14 protein-coding genes are annotated in these 14,838 nt (G+C 71.6%); 5 read left to right on the top strand and 9 right to left on the bottom strand.

Translation table 11 applies throughout. The features are described from left to right. Positions 1-53 precede the first annotated feature (53 nt). Positions 54-2,618 carry an NACHT domain-containing protein gene (locus AOK24_RS32670; RefSeq protein ID WP_159052057.1) on the bottom strand — a complete coding sequence of 855 codons (2,565 nt, stop codon included), beginning with the start codon at positions 2,616-2,618 and terminating at the stop codon, positions 54-56. 5 nt (positions 2,619-2,623) lie between these two features. Continuing rightward, entirely contained in the window at positions 2,624-2,959 is a 336-nt protein-coding gene (locus AOK24_RS48800; protein WP_159052058.1) for a hypothetical protein, read from the bottom strand. Positions 2,960-3,271: 312 nt separating this feature from the next. On the opposite strand from AOK24_RS48800, the gene AOK24_RS32680 reads away from it, so the two are divergent. Then, positions 3,272-4,267, top strand: coding sequence for an endonuclease/exonuclease/phosphatase family protein (locus AOK24_RS32680; RefSeq protein ID WP_159052059.1), 996 nt, complete (start codon positions 3,272-3,274; stop codon positions 4,265-4,267). A 22-nt stretch (positions 4,268-4,289) separates the two neighbouring features. Here the strand turns inward: AOK24_RS32680 and AOK24_RS32685 are convergent, their stop codons facing one another. Continuing rightward, a complete protein-coding gene (locus AOK24_RS32685; protein WP_055723643.1) occupies positions 4,290-5,798 on the bottom strand; it encodes a SulP family inorganic anion transporter in 1,509 nt (502 codons plus the stop codon). A 400-nt stretch (positions 5,799-6,198) separates the two neighbouring features. Here AOK24_RS32685 and AOK24_RS32690 point away from each other — a divergent pair, with 400 nt between their 5' ends. Then, positions 6,199-6,609 (top strand): MerR family transcriptional regulator, encoded by a 411-nt coding sequence (locus tag AOK24_RS32690; RefSeq protein WP_206191301.1) that lies wholly within the window; start codon positions 6,199-6,201, stop codon positions 6,607-6,609. Between the two features lie 14 nt (positions 6,610-6,623). Here AOK24_RS32690 and AOK24_RS32695 read toward each other — a convergent pair whose 3' ends face one another. After that, positions 6,624-7,151 (bottom strand): TerD family protein, encoded by a 528-nt coding sequence (locus AOK24_RS32695; RefSeq protein ID WP_055723644.1) that lies wholly within the window; start codon positions 7,149-7,151, stop codon positions 6,624-6,626. A gap of 210 nt (positions 7,152-7,361) precedes the next feature. Between AOK24_RS32695 and AOK24_RS49870 the strand changes: the two genes are divergently transcribed. Further along, positions 7,362-7,709, top strand: coding sequence for a hypothetical protein (locus AOK24_RS49870; RefSeq protein ID WP_055723645.1), 348 nt, complete (start codon positions 7,362-7,364; stop codon positions 7,707-7,709). A 62-nt stretch (positions 7,710-7,771) separates the two neighbouring features. Here the strand turns inward: AOK24_RS49870 and AOK24_RS32705 are convergent, their stop codons facing one another. Next, positions 7,772-8,473 carry a TetR/AcrR family transcriptional regulator gene (locus tag AOK24_RS32705; RefSeq protein ID WP_055723646.1) on the bottom strand — a complete coding sequence of 234 codons (702 nt, stop codon included), beginning with the start codon at positions 8,471-8,473 and terminating at the stop codon, positions 7,772-7,774. Between the two features lie 134 nt (positions 8,474-8,607). Here AOK24_RS32705 and AOK24_RS32710 point away from each other — a divergent pair, with 134 nt between their 5' ends. Beyond that, complete coding sequence (locus tag AOK24_RS32710; protein WP_055723647.1) at positions 8,608-9,282, top strand: SDR family NAD(P)-dependent oxidoreductase; 675 nt, start codon at positions 8,608-8,610, stop codon at positions 9,280-9,282. A 105-nt stretch (positions 9,283-9,387) separates the two neighbouring features. Here AOK24_RS32710 and AOK24_RS32715 read toward each other — a convergent pair whose 3' ends face one another. From AOK24_RS32715 to AOK24_RS32725, 3 genes are read right to left on the bottom strand one after another with little or no spacing between them, the layout of a single operon-like run. After that, positions 9,388-10,371 carry a cyclase family protein gene (locus tag AOK24_RS32715; RefSeq protein WP_206191302.1) on the bottom strand — a complete coding sequence of 328 codons (984 nt, stop codon included), beginning with the start codon at positions 10,369-10,371 and terminating at the stop codon, positions 9,388-9,390. Positions 10,372-10,417: 46 nt separating this feature from the next. Further along, entirely contained in the window at positions 10,418-10,825 is a 408-nt protein-coding gene (locus tag AOK24_RS32720) for a dihydrofolate reductase family protein (protein ID WP_079057106.1), read from the bottom strand. A gap of 4 nt (positions 10,826-10,829) precedes the next feature. After that, a complete protein-coding gene (locus tag AOK24_RS32725) occupies positions 10,830-12,398 on the bottom strand; it encodes an amidohydrolase family protein (protein ID WP_055723648.1) in 1,569 nt (522 codons plus the stop codon). A gap of 290 nt (positions 12,399-12,688) precedes the next feature. Here AOK24_RS32725 and AOK24_RS32730 point away from each other — a divergent pair, with 290 nt between their 5' ends. Further along, positions 12,689-13,663 carry a GntR family transcriptional regulator gene (locus tag AOK24_RS32730; RefSeq protein WP_055723649.1) on the top strand — a complete coding sequence of 325 codons (975 nt, stop codon included), beginning with the start codon at positions 12,689-12,691 and terminating at the stop codon, positions 13,661-13,663. Between the two features lie 96 nt (positions 13,664-13,759). Here the strand turns inward: AOK24_RS32730 and AOK24_RS32735 are convergent. Then, positions 13,760-14,838 (bottom strand): MFS transporter (locus AOK24_RS32735; RefSeq protein WP_159052060.1); only part of this gene is annotated, 1,079 nt, incomplete at its 5' end.

A 14,838-nucleotide genomic window follows, 5' to 3' on the forward strand; every position in this document is an offset into this window, starting at 1 on the left:
CCGCTTTGGAGGAGCTGTAGGCGAGTTCGTGCATCGTGCAGACCGGCTGCTGGTCACCGCGTCAGTGACGGTTCGTCACGCGGGCCGGTCTCCTCGGTCTCCGCGTCCGCGGCAAGGCGTTGCTGGAGTCGCAGGTGGCGGAACTCGTAGTGGGCGCCGGAGCGGCGCAGGACACCCCGGTGGTGGGCTTCTTCGAGGAAGGTCATGAGCCGCCAGGGTGCCCGTCCGGTCAGGGCGAGCCAGAGGCGGGCGACCCCGGTGCGGCCCCAGGCGCTGAGTGCGGGGGTCAGGGTGCCCATCATCACCCACACCTCGGTGTGCATGGTGCCGAGCGTGCTGTCGCGTCCTGTCGCGGCGATCAGCAGCAGGCAGACTCCCCCCGCGAGCACGGAGGCGATCGCGCTGCGGGCGAGTGCGGCGGCGCGGTCGGTGCGCAGGGTGCTGCGTGGGCCGACGGCGCGGATGGTGTCCGAGGGGGTGTTCAGGGCGCGGTAGACGCCGGAGGCGCAGCCGCCGATGGTGCCGACGAGCAGGCCGAACCCGACGAAGGGGATCAGCGTGTCGATCAGGACGGTGTGGGTGGGGCGGGACGCGAGCCATGCCCTGACGGGCCTCGGGAGGGCGAGGACCAGGTTGTGGGCGTCGACGGGCCGGCCGTGCCAGGTGACGGGGCGGCCGTCGCAGTCGACGACCCAGCGGTCGCCGTCCCGGTGGAGCCGCAGCGTCCCTTCGAACAGCTTCAGTTGCGCGTCGGAGGTGATGCGGGCTCCCTCCATGACGGCGAACGGCTCGGTGAGCGCCTTGCGTTCCACCAGCACGATCTTCTCCGCTGCGGCCGTGTGGACGGAACGATTCCGGGCGGCCTCCTGGTGGACCCACCCTCCGATCACCGTGCCGTTCGCGCGCGTCGGCGCCGAGTGGATCTCGTACGCGGCGAACGCGGCGGTGATGCCGCCGACGGCGACGGCCGCGGCGACCCCGATGAGCGTGCACGCGAGGAGCCCCCGCAGCAGCCCCTGCCGGAATCCCCGCAGTACGGCGGCCGGTCCGGCGTAGGCGGTGGCCGTCCGTTCGCCGCGCCGCCTCCCGGCGAGGCACAGCAGCAGCCCGGCCCCGAGGCAGGTGACGGCCGCGACCTGCGCGCCGGACCGGCCGACGAGGGCGAGACCGGCGAGGACGAGGACACCGCCCAGTACCCGGACCGCCGCCGGCCCGCTCGGTGCGCCCGCCCACGGCAGGCCCAGCGGCAGGGGCCGCCGGGGCAGTCCGGCGACGGCGATCATCATGCACTGCACCAGCCCGAGGAAGCATCCGTTGAGGAACCAGGAGGCTCGCGGCGTGATCGTCGCGCCGAGGCGGGGGCTGATCAGCGGCGGCACGAGCACGCCGACGGCCACGGCGACGACCGAGGCCGCGACCGTCACGGTCAGGGCCAGCCGCACCAGCGGGCGCGGCCCCCGCGTCGCCGCCGCTGTGGCGGGCAGCAGGAAGGCCAGTCCGAAGCACAGGCCCAGGAAGTCGCCCGCGAAGTTGACCAGCGCCGAGGTCGCGGTGTCCCAGTCGGCGACCACGCCCGTCCCCGACTTGGCCAGCGGCACCAGCACCGCTGCCGTGGTCAGGAGTGCCAGCGCGGCCGGGCCGAGCACGCGCAGCGTCCTGGGCATCGCTTCGGGCAGCTCCCACCACGCGAACCGCCAGACGCCCGGGGAAGCGCCGTCTGCGGGCGCCAGGTCACGGGCGAGCCGGCGCAGCCAGCGGTGCGCCGCCTCCGGCCGCCAGCGCGGGTCCGCGTCGGCGAAGGCCGCCGGGACGAAGGCGTCCAGCAGATACCGCTCGATGTGTCCGGCCGTGGGGAAACGGACGAGGTCCGTCAGCTCGCCGGGGTCACGGGACACGTCCTCGTACACCGTGCGGGCCAGCGCCACCGTCAGAGGAGACGTCAGGGCCTCGGCGAGCGGAGCCGAGGGGCCGTCGAGAACCCCGGTCCATCGGGTACGCCCGGTCGCGTCCGGGCGTGCGGCGCTCTCCAGGTACGTGCGCGCGGCGGCGAAGGACAGCGGTCGCAGCCGTACGACCGCGGCGGCCGTGAGGACGTCGTCGTCGCGCGTGACCTGCTCCCATTCCGCGGTACGGCAGGTCAGCAGGACCGGCAGCCGCTCGTCCAGCTCGCGGTTCAGGCGCCGCAGGGCCTCTGCGCGCACCGGCCCGGGAAGTTCGTCGAAGCCGTCGAGGACAGGCAGGATCAGCCCGGCGTCCAGCAGTTCGCGGGCCAGCGTCCGCTCCTCCCGTACGGTGGCGAGGGCCCGGTACTCGGCGGTGAGCCGTTCCTCCAGCCAGTGCCGCAGCTCAGTGGAGCGGGGGTCCCAGTCCGCCAGCGCGAAGAGCACGGGAACGGGTTCGTCGGACTGGCGGGCCGTGAGTGTGTCGCGGACGAACTCCACGGCGAGGACGGTCTTGCCCGAGCCCGGTTCGCCGAGCACGACCAGCCGCCCGGACGGGAAGTGCCTGAACGCCTCCCTGAGGGGTTCCAGCGGCCGATCGCCGTCGCGCGGCGCGGGCAGGGGCAGTCCGCCCCGGATGTTGCGTGCGTGGTCCGCGAGCGGCGGCCCCTCGTTCACCCAGGTCACGGCGAGCGGCGCGGGGTCCTGCAACCGGTGTTGCCGTGCCCGCGTGTCCCACTGCGCCGCGACCGCCTCGGCGAGCGCGTCCGCCGCTCTGCTCCGGCGGTCCGGTTCGTCCGGCGGTCCGGTTCGTCCGGCGGTGCTTGTGTCGCCTGCCGCAGCAGGTCCATCGCGAGGACCCCGACCGAGACGAACCCCGAGATCGCGGAGAGCCACATCGATGTCTCTTCGGGGCCGTCCCGCATCGCCAGGACGACGGCCAGCGCGACCAGGGCCACGCCGACCACTCCCAGCCCCGCCCGGCGCCACGCCCGTGGTCCGCCCAATGACGTCCGCATGTCCCGGCCCCTCATGCTCGCGATCCGTCCGTTCCCGTGAGAACGAGGCGCCGGACATCCGCGTACCGGGGCCGGGGCAGGCGCGCGGGAGCACGGCGGAGCGTGCTGCTCCGGCGTCGTCACGGTCCCGGGGAGCCAGGGATGGCCTGTTCTTCACTTGAGACACACCGGGCAAGCCCCTAGAAAGTACCGAAACCGCTTCTGCGAGGCCCGGCGGCGACATCGTCAACGGCCACACGACGACGCCGTCCAGCCCTGCTACGAGGGCAACTTCGAGGCCGACTCGGACGAGAGGTGCACGACCACCGGTCGATGCTCCGCACCTTCGTCACCCCCCAGCGCCTGACGGCAGCCGCCCACCCCCGCACACACGCCGACACGAGGAAGGAACGAACCCCCATGCGCTTCCCCAAGAGAGCCGCTCTCGCCCTGGCCGGCATCCTGATCGGCACCGGCTGGGCGCCCGGCGCCTCGGCGGCCGAGCCGGCCCCGGCAGCCCTGACGGAGCACACCATCGGCCAGTTCAACATGGCCGGCGGCCATGCGGAGTACGGCCCGAAGGGCGACGAAGTACCCGACGCCCTCGTCCGCAGCGTCGACGACCGCCGGCCCGCGTTCATGACGCTCTCCGAGGCATGCCGCGACTGGAACGCGCGCCTGGAGAGCCAACTGCCCGACTACACCGTCGTGTTCCACCCGGTCACGAACGGAAGCGGCCAGATCGCCCAGTGCAAGCACCCGTCCGACTTCGGCAACGCGGTGCTCTTCCGCGACGACCTGGGCTTCGACGCGGCCACAGCCGTGCCGCACGGCCTGGAGTCGCCCGTCGGCTACGAGCAGCGCGAGATGCTGTGCGTCCGCTCGGACAGCCGCCGGCTCGCCGTGTGCAGCGCCCATCTGACCGTCGGCGACGACCGCCCCCACCTCGACGCCCGGCGCCATGAGGCAGCGGTCGCCGCCCGGATCCTCGCCACCGAGTACGCCGGATACACCCGCTTCCTCGGCGGCGACCTCAACGACGACCCGCTCTCCGGAGCCACCGACAACTTCTACCACCCCGACTACCGGCGAGACGCACACGGCCAGTTCAAGGAGATCGACAGCCCCTGCGGCAACGAGATGAAGGCGGGTTTCTGGATCCGGTCCCTGCCTCCTGTCTGGATCTGGTGCCGCTCGGGCGAGTCGACCCACAGCCAGGGAAAGATCGACTACCTGTTCGTCGAACCCTCCCTGCGCGTGGCCTGGGCCGACGCCACCCACGCCACCTACTCCGACCACGACCCCCTGTGGGCCGGCATCGAGTTCTGACCAGCGGACGTCCGGGAGCGGCTCAGTGGCTCCCGGACAACTCGCCGCTGAGCTTCCCGTGGATGCGGGCGCTGGGCTGGTTGAGGCCGGTGATCTCGACGGTCTTGCCGCGCTGCGCGTACTTGGTCCCGATGGCGTCGAGGGCGGCCACGGAGGAGGCGTCCCAGATGTGCGCCGCGCTCAGATCGATGACGACCTGCCGGGGATCGCCCGCGTAGTCGAACTGGCCGACGAGGTCGTTGGCGGAGGCGAAGAACAGCTCGCCGGTGACCCGGTAGACCACGCTCGTGCCGTCGGGGTCGGTGACGGCGGTGACCTCCGCGAGGTGGGCGACGCGCTTGGCGAAGATGACCATGGCGGTGACCGAGCCGACGACGACACCGATCGCGAGGTTGTGGGTCGCGACGACGACCGCGACGGTGATCACCATGACGGCGATCTCCCCCGCCGGCATCCGCCTGAGGGTCTTCGGGGCGACGGAGTGCCAGTCGAACGTCGCGAAGGACACCATGACCATGACGGCGACCAGCGCGGCCATGGGAATGTCGGAGACCACCGGGCCGAAGACGATGCACAGCACCATCAGGAACGCGCCCGCGAGGAAGGTCGACAGGCGGGTGCGGGCGCCCGACACCTTCACGTTGATCATCGTCTGGCCGATCATCGCGCAGCCGCCCATGCCGCCGAAGAACCCGGTGACGATGTTCGCGATGCCCTGACCGATCGACTCCCGCGTCTTGCAGGAGTGGGTGTCGGTGATGTCGTCGACGAGCTTGGCCGTCATCAGCGACTCCATCAGCCCGACCAGCGCCATCGCGAACGCGTACGGCGCGATGGTCGTCAGCGTGTCCAGGGTGAACGGCACGTCCGGCAGACCGGGCACCGGCAGCGAGGACGGCAGGTCGCCCTTGTCGCCGACGGTCGGGACGGCGATGGCCGCGGCGACGGTGATCACGGTCAGGACGACGATGGACACCAGCGGGGCCGGGATCACGGTGGTGACCTTCGGGAAGAACACCATCAGCGCCAGGCCGCCGACGATGAGCGGATAGACCGCCCAGGGCACGTTCCGCATCTCGGGGACCTGCGCCATGAAGATCAGGATCGCGAGCGAGTTGACGAAGCCGACCATCACCGAGCGCGGGATGAACCGCATCAGCTTCGCCACCCCGAGCACACCCAGGACGACCTGGAACACACCGGCCAGGATGACGGCCGCGACCAGGTAGCCGAAACCGTGCTCGCGGTTCAGCGGTGCGATGACCAACGCGACGGCCCCGGTCGCGGCGGAGATCATCGCCCGGCGTCCGCCGACGACCGAGATGACGACGGCCATGGTGAAGGAGGCGAACAGGCCGATCGCGGGATCGACCCCGGCGATGATCGAGAAGGAGATCGCCTCGGGGATCAGGGCCAGCGCGACGACCAGCCCGCCCAGCACCTCGGTGCGCCAGACTTTCGGATCGCGCAGCCAGTCGGGCTTCAGGCCACGCAGGCGTACGGCCGGGGACCCAGCGGCAGAAGAAGACAAGGAAGCAGGTACCTGTCGTGCTCGGGCGCACCCCGTTCGGCAGGCCGGGGCGCGCGGGAGGACGCGGGGAACCGGGCGGCGCCCCGCAGACGGCCCCTCGGCGGAGGCGGCCGGAAGACGGAGAGGGATCAGTGCGAGGACGCGGTCCCCGCCCGGATTCCGGGGCGAAGCATCACGGCGGGCAGGCGGCGGCGCCGGGCGTCATCAGCTCGCGCACGCGTCTCTCCTGCGGGAATCGGATCTTCGCCGGGGGCGGCATTGGCCCCGACACGGCAACAGCGAGGCAGCGACAGGCCGTCCTCACCGTCGGCAACTCTACCCTAACGTTAGAGTTGAGATCGGTGAGGCGTACGGGACGCACCCCACCCCGGTGCGGGCGCAAGGTTCGGGAAGCAGGAGCGTGGACGGCAAGCACATGCAGATCGGCGAGGTCGCCACGCGCACGGAACTGTCGCTGCGCACCATCCGGCACTACGAGGAGACCGGCCTCGTCGTCCCCTCCGCCCGTTCCCAAGGGGGCTTCCGCCTCTACACCGAGACCGACGTACAGCGGCTCATGGTCATCCGCCGGATGAAGCCGCTCGGCTTCACCCTGGAGCAGATGCGCGACCTGCTGGAGGCCACCGACCGCCTCGATGCCGACGACCGGCTGACCGAGGCCGAGCGGGACGAGCTGATCGCCCGGATCCACGCCTTCGAGCAGGCCGCCACCGAGCGCGTCGCCGACCTGCGCAAGCAGCTGGGCCGCGCCGAGGACTTCGCCACCACCCTGCGAACCCGCCTGGAGCGAGCCACCGCCCCCAGGGCCTGACGGGCGTCCGGTACTCAGAGCTGCGGGCCGGCTCCCATCTGCGCCATGAACGTCTCCGGGTCGCTGTCGAAGCCGCGGAGCGCGGGCCGCAGCTCCCAGACGCCGGTCTCCTTGGTGAACTCCGCGACGATGGCGGCGGTGGAGCCGGCGAGCCCGGCGAAGTCGTCCTTCACGAGTTCGGTGTACCCCTCGACGACCAGGACCCCGGTGCCCGTGAGGTGGCCGAAGGTCTTGGGGCCGGTGGTCTGGTGGATGACCACGCCGACGACGACCCGGGCGAAGGAGGAGGCGAGGCGGTCGAGTTCGACGGTCATGGCCTCGACGTAGCCGAAGCCCTGCCCGGTCTGGCTGTGGCGGCTCATGTTGATCGTGCCGTCCGGGGAACGGCTGTCGTAGTGCACCACGTACACCGGTTTCCCGTACGGCGCGTCCGCGGAGTAGGTCGCGGCGACGATGTCGAGGTGGTGCGGGGGCTCGTCGAAGGGACTGGGGTCCCACTTGAGCCGTATCTCGACCTTCTTCAGCCCTGTGCCGCTGTTCACCGGATGACTGCCTCTCCCGCCGCTGCCTGCTGCGGGGTGCTCCCCCGCATCTGAAGTATGGCTCTGCGCAGGCGCGTTAAAGCATCGTCAAGACAATCACCGTGGGGCCGGCGGGTGCCCGTACCGCGTGGGGGCCCTTCAGATGCTGAAGCGTTCCTTGCCGAGCAGGGGCCGTATCCGGGAGGAGAAGCCGCCTGTACGGAAGGGGCGTTGCAGGAGTCCCGGGCGCAGTCGCCGGGCGAGGGCGGCGGCGGTCATGCCCTGGCGGATCTCAGCCAGGAGCCCCTGTTCGTGTTCGGCGGGGGCCTCAGCTGCACCACCGTCGCCAACTCCGCCCTCACGGTGCACGACCCCGGCGTCCACGCCACCGCGCGCCTCACGATCACCGGGAGCCGCCCCGCCCTGGAAGCCGTTCAGGCATACATCAGCGATCTCACCGCCAGCGTCACCTGGGCCGGGCAGGGGCTGAAGGCTTTCGTCCGGCGCGTCGGTCCCAGCTCACGGCCCGAGCAACTGCTCACCGTGGAATTCCGCATCCGTACGTCGGGATGCGGGTGACGGCCGGTGGGCGCATCCGCCGGGAACCGCGGGCGAGCGGCCCTGTCCCACCGGTCGCCGGTTCAGCGTCGTTTTCCGGTCTCGGGGGCGATGGCGCCCTGGCTGGCGCGGCGCATGGCCTCGTACAGCGCGGCGTCGTCCGGCGGGTCGGGCAGCTGGCCGCGGGCCGGGGTCTGGAAGGACTGGATCATCCAGGCGACGAGGCGGCGCCAGGCGTCCGGGGCGGCGTCGCCGGTGGCGCTGAGGACTCCGGCGTTGGCCATCAGCAGCAGGACGAGGTCGCGGCTGGTGAAGTCCTCGCGCAGTCGCCCGCTGTCCTTGGCACGGCCGATGAGTTCGAGGAAGCCCTCGTACGCCCGGGTGTAGTGCTGCTCCAGTTCCGGGACGCCGGGGAAGCTCATGGTCAGGACGTCGGCGAAGCCTCGGTCGGCGGCCTGCATCGCGCAGACGTTCTCGAGGTAGCCGGTGAAGCCGTGCCAGGGGTCGGGGTCGGCCAGGGCCTCGGTGGTGGCCTGCGCGTACGCCTTCATGCGGTCGGCGAAGACCTCGGCGACGAGATCCTCCTTGCGGGGGAAGTGGCGGAAGAGGGTGGCGATCCCTACGCCGGCCTCCCGCGCGACCGAGGCCATCGACGCGTTCAGCCCGTCGCGCCCGAAGACCGTGCGTGCGGCGGCGACGATCCGCCCCCGGTTGCGCTCCGCGTCGCTGCGCTTGGACTGACCTGCGGAATCGGTGGCGCCGGGCTGGGGGTCTCGGGGGCTCATGCGGGCCAGACTAGCAACCGGAATGACTTATCCGGTTCCCGTGCTACGGTGGACAACGAAGCGGATAGGGCTTTCCGGAAAGGAAACGGATAGCCCTATCCATCTCCCTGACCCTGTTCACGAAAGGCTCCCCCATGCCCACCATCGCCATCGTCGGCGCCGGCCCTCAGCTCGGCCTCGCCATCGCCCGCACATACGGCACTCACGGCTACGACGTCGCCCTGATCGCCCGCGACCGGGCCAAGCTCGACGACCTCGCCGGGAAGCTGGCCGCCGAGGGCATCACCGCCGCCGCGTTCCCCGCCGACGTGCTCGACCGCGCCGCGCTCACGCAGGCGCTCGACGACGCGACCGCGCGCTTCGGCGGCATCGACGTCCTGGAGTACTCCCCGGTCGCCGGCCTCCAGACCGTCATGACCACCCCGGCGGCGACCGACCCTGCCGACGTGCAGCACGAGATGGAGTTCCAGCTCTACGGCGCCATCGCCGCCACCCGCGCGGTGCTGCCCGCCATGCGTGAAGCCGGCGCGGGCACCCTGCTGTTCACCACCGGCGCCGGCTCCGTCGACCCCGTGCCGCAGGTCGCCAACGTCAACGCCGCCGCAGCGGCCCTGCGCAACTGGGTGATCAACCTGCACAAGGAGCTGGACGGCACCGGCGTCCAGGCGGCGCACATCGGCATCGACGTGTCCATCGGCACGCCTGCCGTCCCCGGCTTCCCGACCGCCCAGCCCGAGGAGATCTCCCCGGTCTACTGGGACCTGCACACCACCAGGCGCGACGAGGCCGAACTCGTCTTCAGCCTCTGACACCCATCGCCGTCTGCACCTGCCGGGGGCGGCCCCGAAAGCATCCCTCGGGGCCGGCACCGACGCCCTGCCGTCCTCCCCCGCGTCACCGCCGTACGGTCGCCGTCAGAACGTGGCGATCGGGTTGACCGGGCTGCCGGACGTGCCGGCGAAGCGGACCGGGGCGACGGCGAACTGGAAGTCCCACTGGCCGAGTTCGGCGGCTGTCGACGCGCACGCCTCCAGGTCGCAGTTGTCCAGGAGCCAGAGCCCCATCGCGACGAGGCCCACGGTGTGCACCGGCATCGCCAGGTCTTCGTACCCCGACGGCTGGACGTCCTGAGGGGTGTCGGCGGCGATCAGCGCGACCTGGCGTTCGCTCAGCCACGGCAGGCAGGACGCGTGCCAGCCGGCCTGCGTGACACCGGTGGTCGGGCCGGACTCGTGCCGGGACCGGCCGTAGCCGGTGCGCAGGAGTACCGCGTCGCCGGGCCGTACTCGCACTCCCTGGCGGCGCTCGGCCTCTTCGAGGTCCTCGGGGAAGACGCCCTGTCCCGGTTCCAGCCACGGCACATCGTGGACCTGCGCGATGTCCAGCAGGACGCCACGGGTGACGATCCCGTTCGCCGCCGCCGTGACGGCCGCCCACGCCGATCCCGTCTCGGCCCCGACCAGCGAGTGCGGCCGTCCGTTGTACATCGTGCCGTCCCAGTAGATATGGCACGGCGAGTCGATGTGGGTGACGGTGTTGCCGTGGAACAGCAGGCCGAGCTTCTCGTTGGAGAAGCCCCAGTGCCGGTCGTTGCGGAATCCGGGCAGCGGCATGCTGTCCATACCGGGCATGTCGGCGGCGCACGGGCAGGTCGTCGTGGACCTCTCCATTTCCTCCGGTACGGCGATCTCCCAGGCGCAGGACACGCTTCTGCCGTGGCGTACGGCCCGCGCCGCCGCCAGCCGGACGGCGTCGGTGATGTGGTTCAGCGTGCCGAGTTCGTCGTCGCCGCCCCACCGTCCCCAGTTCGACAGTGTGTCGAAGTAGGCGAGTACCTCGTCCCGTGCGGGCATCGGTCGCCCTGCCGTCGTCCTGGCGGTGGTGCGGTTCGGCTCCATAGTGATTCCTTACGTTGTTGCTCTGGGGTGGCTCGGAGTCTTCCGGCTATCGGGTGATCTCGTAGCGCAGAACCGCGATTCCGTTGTCGAACGAGGTGGCCTCGATCAGCTTCAGGTTCTGCCGGTCCTCGAAGACGCGCCGTCCCCTGCCGCGTGAGACCGGGCAGACGAGGAGGGTGACCTCGTCGACGAGTCCGGCCTTCAGCAGGGAGTCCATGAGGGTCAAGCTGCCCCACAGCCAGATGTCCTTGCCGCTTCGCTGTTTGAGTTCGCGGACGGTGCCGGCCGGGTCGCGGGTCACGGTCGCGGCGGGGAAGTCTCCCCAGGGCGCCTTCTCCAGGGTGGAGGAGGCGACGAACTTGGTGAGGTTGTTGAGCTTCTCGCCGTATTCGCCCTGGTCCTCGGCGGTCGCCCACCCCGTGGACTGGGCGTAGGTGTTCGCGCCGAGGAGCAGTTCTTCAGAGGGGTTTGCCCATGCAGCCGCAGCCGTGGGCCGTCGCCGTGCCGGTCGTGGCGGGCGGTTCGGAACCGGCCGCTTCCTCGATCTTCTTGAGCAGGCCCGCCCGCTCCGGCTGGGTGATCAGACGTCCGTCGACGACCAGTGCGTGGATGCGCCTGGTGTTGCGGATGTCGGCGAGCGGGTCCGCGTCCAGGATCACCAGGTCGGCGAGCTTGCCGCGTTCCACCGTGCCCAGGTCGTGGCCCAGGCCGAACACCCGGGCCGGCTGCTCGGTTGCGGCCCGCAGGGCCTGCATGGGCGTCAGGCCCGCGTCGACGAGAAGCGCCAGTTCGTCGTGGAGCCCGAAGCCCGGCACGACGAACGGGTTGCCGGTGTCGGTGCCCGCGAGGATGCGTACGCCGCTTCGCCGCATCTCCCCCACGAGCCTCTTCTTGTGGTCGAAGATCTCACGGATGCGCCTCGCCTTCTCGGGGGTACGGCCGCCGGTCACCACGTCGGCGACCTCGCGCCACCAGTCGGTCATCGAGGCGGGCAGGTACCTCCACTCGTCGGTCTCGTGGTTCCCTTCCGGCTCCTCCAGGACGCGGTGGATGACGAGCGTGGGCACGACAGCGCCGCGCCCGCCGGCCAGTTCGGCGAACAACGCGCGCGCCTTGGCCCGGTCGTATCCGAGGACGGCCTTGTACTCCAGCGGATGCACCGCCGTGTACCAGTCGCGGTAGCGGTGGAAGCTGTCCTGGGACGTGTCGACGGTGATCGCCGCCAGGCCCTCGCGGATCTCCTTCTCGTTCGCCGCTGTCGCCAGCATCGGGGAGTCCATGTGCTCGATGGTCAGCTGCCCCGCCCGGACGGCCTCGGGAAGGGTGACCGTGTCCGGGCAGTGCCCGGCGAACGGGATGCGCAGGCGCCGCGCCTCGTCGGCGATGGCGAGATACGACTCGCGGTCGAGCCGCGAGTAGACCTTGACGAAGTCGGCGTTCTCCCGCTTCGCCCGCCGCACCGCCTCCCGCGCCTCCCCCGGGTTCGTGACCTCGATGAGGGAACCCGTGTCGTACGTGTGCAGCGAGGGGCGTCCGTCGACGATCGCGCTGCCGATGACCCACCGGGGGCCCAGGATCCGGCCGCTCTCGATCTCGTCCCGCCACTCGTGGTGCACGACTTCGCCGCGCATCTCCCGTACGGTCGTCACCCCGGCCAGCGCGTACAGCGGCGGCACCACCGCAGTCGGCCCGACGCTGTGGACGTGCGATTCGATCAGGCCCGGTATGACGTACTTGCCGGCGAGGTCCACCACCCGTGCGCCGGGCGGGACCGCGACCGTACCGGTCCTGCCGACGGCGGTGATCCGCGCGCCGCTCACCACGACGGTCATGTCGCGCCGGGCCGGGGCGCCGGTCGCGTCGATCACCGTGGCGTGGGTCAGCGCGTAGGACCCGTCGGGATGGGCGCCGGCCGGTCGTCCGGCGACCGTCGCTCCCCGCGCCGTCGCCGGCGCCATGGCTGTGGCCGCCAGCGCGGCACCGGTGAGGGTGACCGCCTTGCCGAGCACCGCACGTCGCGACCGCACGCCGTCGCTTCCATCGTGACGGCCGGCCGTTTTGCTGCTCTCGCTCATGTTCTCTGCCCCCTGTGCCGCGCGGACCTGTTCGGCCGTGCGGATGGCTCCGCTGTGCCGGTCCGCGTCCGGTTGATCGTGCGTACAACGTATCCGTCTCCCAGCGCGGCGACCAAGCAATGACCAAGCGCGGTACGGGTTATTCGGCGCCAGTTCCTCCACCGTCCTAGTACGGTAGAGGCGTCCCGGGCCGATCGCGGCGTCGGGAGCCGCAGTGCACTAGAACAGTTGGAGTTCACCGCATGGCCGTATCGCCTCCTCCTTATCTCCGGATCGCGGCGGAGATCCGCGAGCGCATCCTGTCGGGCGAGCTGGCGGCAGGGCAGCGGGTGCCGTCCACGCGGGAGATCGTCCGGGAGCACGGGGTGGCCATGGCCACGGCCGCCAAGGCGCTCGGCGCGCTGCGCGACCAGGGCTGGGTCAGGGCCGTGCCCGGCGGCGGGACGATCGTCCTCGAACGCCCGCCCGCCGAGGGTGGGCTTCCCGGCACAGACGCCGCGGACAGCGCGGGTACGGCCGGGCCGAGCACCCGGGGCACGGTCGAGCCGGGCTCGACGCGCGAGGTGGTGATCCGGGCGGCGATCCGGCTCGCGGACCGCGACGGGCTCAACGCGCTGACGATGCGTCGCCTGGCCGCGGACCTGGGCGTCGGCCCCATGTCGCTCTACCGCTACATCCCGGACAAGGAGGAGCTCCTGCGCCTGATGGCGGACGTGGCGTTCGGCGAGGAGGAACCGCCCGAGCCCGGACCGCCCGGCTGGCGCGCCAAGCTCGAACTGTCGGCCCGGCTGCAATGGCGCGCCTACCGCAGGCACCCGTGGCTGCCCACGATCATGCACAGCTCCCTCGTCCGCCCGCCGGCGGTGTTCAGCGGAATCCGGCTGGTCGACTGGGAGATCAGGGCTCTGGAGGGACTCGGGCTCACCCCGTACGACAGGCTGCACACCGTGTTCGCGCTCGACGGCTACGTCGGCGGCATCGCCGCGAGCAACGCGCTGGAGGTTCAGGCCGAGCACGACACCGGGGTGACCGGGCAGGAGCGCATCGCCGCCGAGCGCGCGCTGCACGCGGACATCTTCGGGTCCGGCCGGTTCCACGCCCTCGCGGCCTGCGTCCCCACCGACGCCACCACCGTCACCGGTCTCGACGAACTCTTCGAGTTCGGTCTGCGCCACCAACTCGACGGCATCGCGGCGATGCTGGCGAGAATCTCCTGAACCCGAACGCTTCGCCTGCTGGGCGGCCGGTTCGCCGCCCCGGTGACCTCGTGTCATGGCGTGTCTCCTCCTCTCACTGTCGTTCCCCGGAGTGGTTCAGGAAGGTTCGGCCACTGCTCGCAGAGCGGCCGGCTGAGGTGCGGCCGACGGCAGGCGCAGGGCGGGGCTGAGCAGCGCGGTCACGGCGAGCGACGCGCCCGCCATCGCGGCCATCACCGCGCCGGCGGGCAGGTATTGCGCGAGGAGTCCGGCCAGCGTGGCGCCGACCGCCTGCATCGCCTTCATGCCGGTGACGTGCAGGCCCAGCGCCTGGCCGCGGACCTCTGCGCCGATGAGCGTCATCAGCCGTTCCTGGAGCAGCAGCGTGGACGCGAAGCCGGTCGCGGCGACCGCGACGACGCCCGCCGCGACCGGCGTGCCGAGCGGCAGCGCGAACAGCAGGTACGGCAGCGCGAGCAGGAACCGCAGCGGGGTGACGTACCGACGCCGCGCCTGTGGCGACATGAACCGCCCGGCGATCAGGTCGCCGAGCAGCATGCCGGACGCCGCCGCGACGAACAGCGCGGCGGCGGACTGCGGCGCGTAGGGCACGAACAGTGCCTCGCAGCCCACCACCAGGCCGTTGGGCACCCACATCGCCAGGTAGACCGCCCGGCGGGCCGGGGTGGCCAGCAGGTGCCGGTTGACCTGCCAGGTGGCCGCGACGGACGGGCGGCCGGACACCCGTGCCGGACGGGCGCCGAGTCCCCGCCACAGGACCAGCGCCGCGACGAAGGCGAGTGCAGCGCCGATGGCCAGCGTCGCGCGCGGCGACACCACCGCCAGGACCATGCCGCCGAGCGCGAAGCCGGCGATCTGCATCGCGCCGACCGAGATGTTGAGCACCGAGCGGCCCAGCACGTATCCGTCCGACGGCACGATCTCGTCGAGCAGGCCGTACCGGACACCGCCGGCGACCGAGCCGACCAGGCCGAGTACCGCGATCACCGCGAACATCGCCCACAGCGGCATGCCGGGCAGGGCCAGCGCCAGGCCGCCCAGGCCCGCGGCCAGCGCGGACAGCGTCAGCGCCGTGCGCGGTGGCACCCGGTCGGCCACCGACAGCAGCGTGGCCGCGCCGGCCAGTTCGGCGAAGGACGGTCCGAACATGCTCAGCGCGGCCATCAGCGGGGAGT

This window comes from Streptomyces niveiscabiei, from assembly GCF_001419795.1.
In the GTDB taxonomy this organism is placed as follows: domain Bacteria; phylum Actinomycetota; class Actinomycetes; order Streptomycetales; family Streptomycetaceae; genus Streptomyces; species Streptomyces niveiscabiei.

What these genes read in the sequence shown, in the direction of transcription:
- AOK24_RS48800 (WP_159052058.1), bottom strand. Translation starts at nt 2,959, where the DNA reads ATGCGGACGTCATTGGGCGGACCACGGGCGTGGCGCCGGGCGGGGCTG.
- AOK24_RS32680 (WP_159052059.1), top strand. Translation starts at nt 3,272, where the DNA reads ATGCTCCGCACCTTCGTCACCCCCCAGCGCCTGACGGCAGCCGCCCAC.
- AOK24_RS32705 (WP_055723646.1), bottom strand. Translation starts at nt 8,473, where the DNA reads ATGAGCCCCCGAGACCCCCAGCCCGGCGCCACCGATTCCGCAGGTCAG.
- AOK24_RS32710 (WP_055723647.1), top strand. Translation starts at nt 8,608, where the DNA reads ATGCCCACCATCGCCATCGTCGGCGCCGGCCCTCAGCTCGGCCTCGCC.
- AOK24_RS32715 (WP_206191302.1), bottom strand. Translation starts at nt 10,371, where the DNA reads ATGGAGCCGAACCGCACCACCGCCAGGACGACGGCAGGGCGACCGATG.
- AOK24_RS32730 (WP_055723649.1), top strand. Translation starts at nt 12,689, where the DNA reads ATGGCCGTATCGCCTCCTCCTTATCTCCGGATCGCGGCGGAGATCCGC.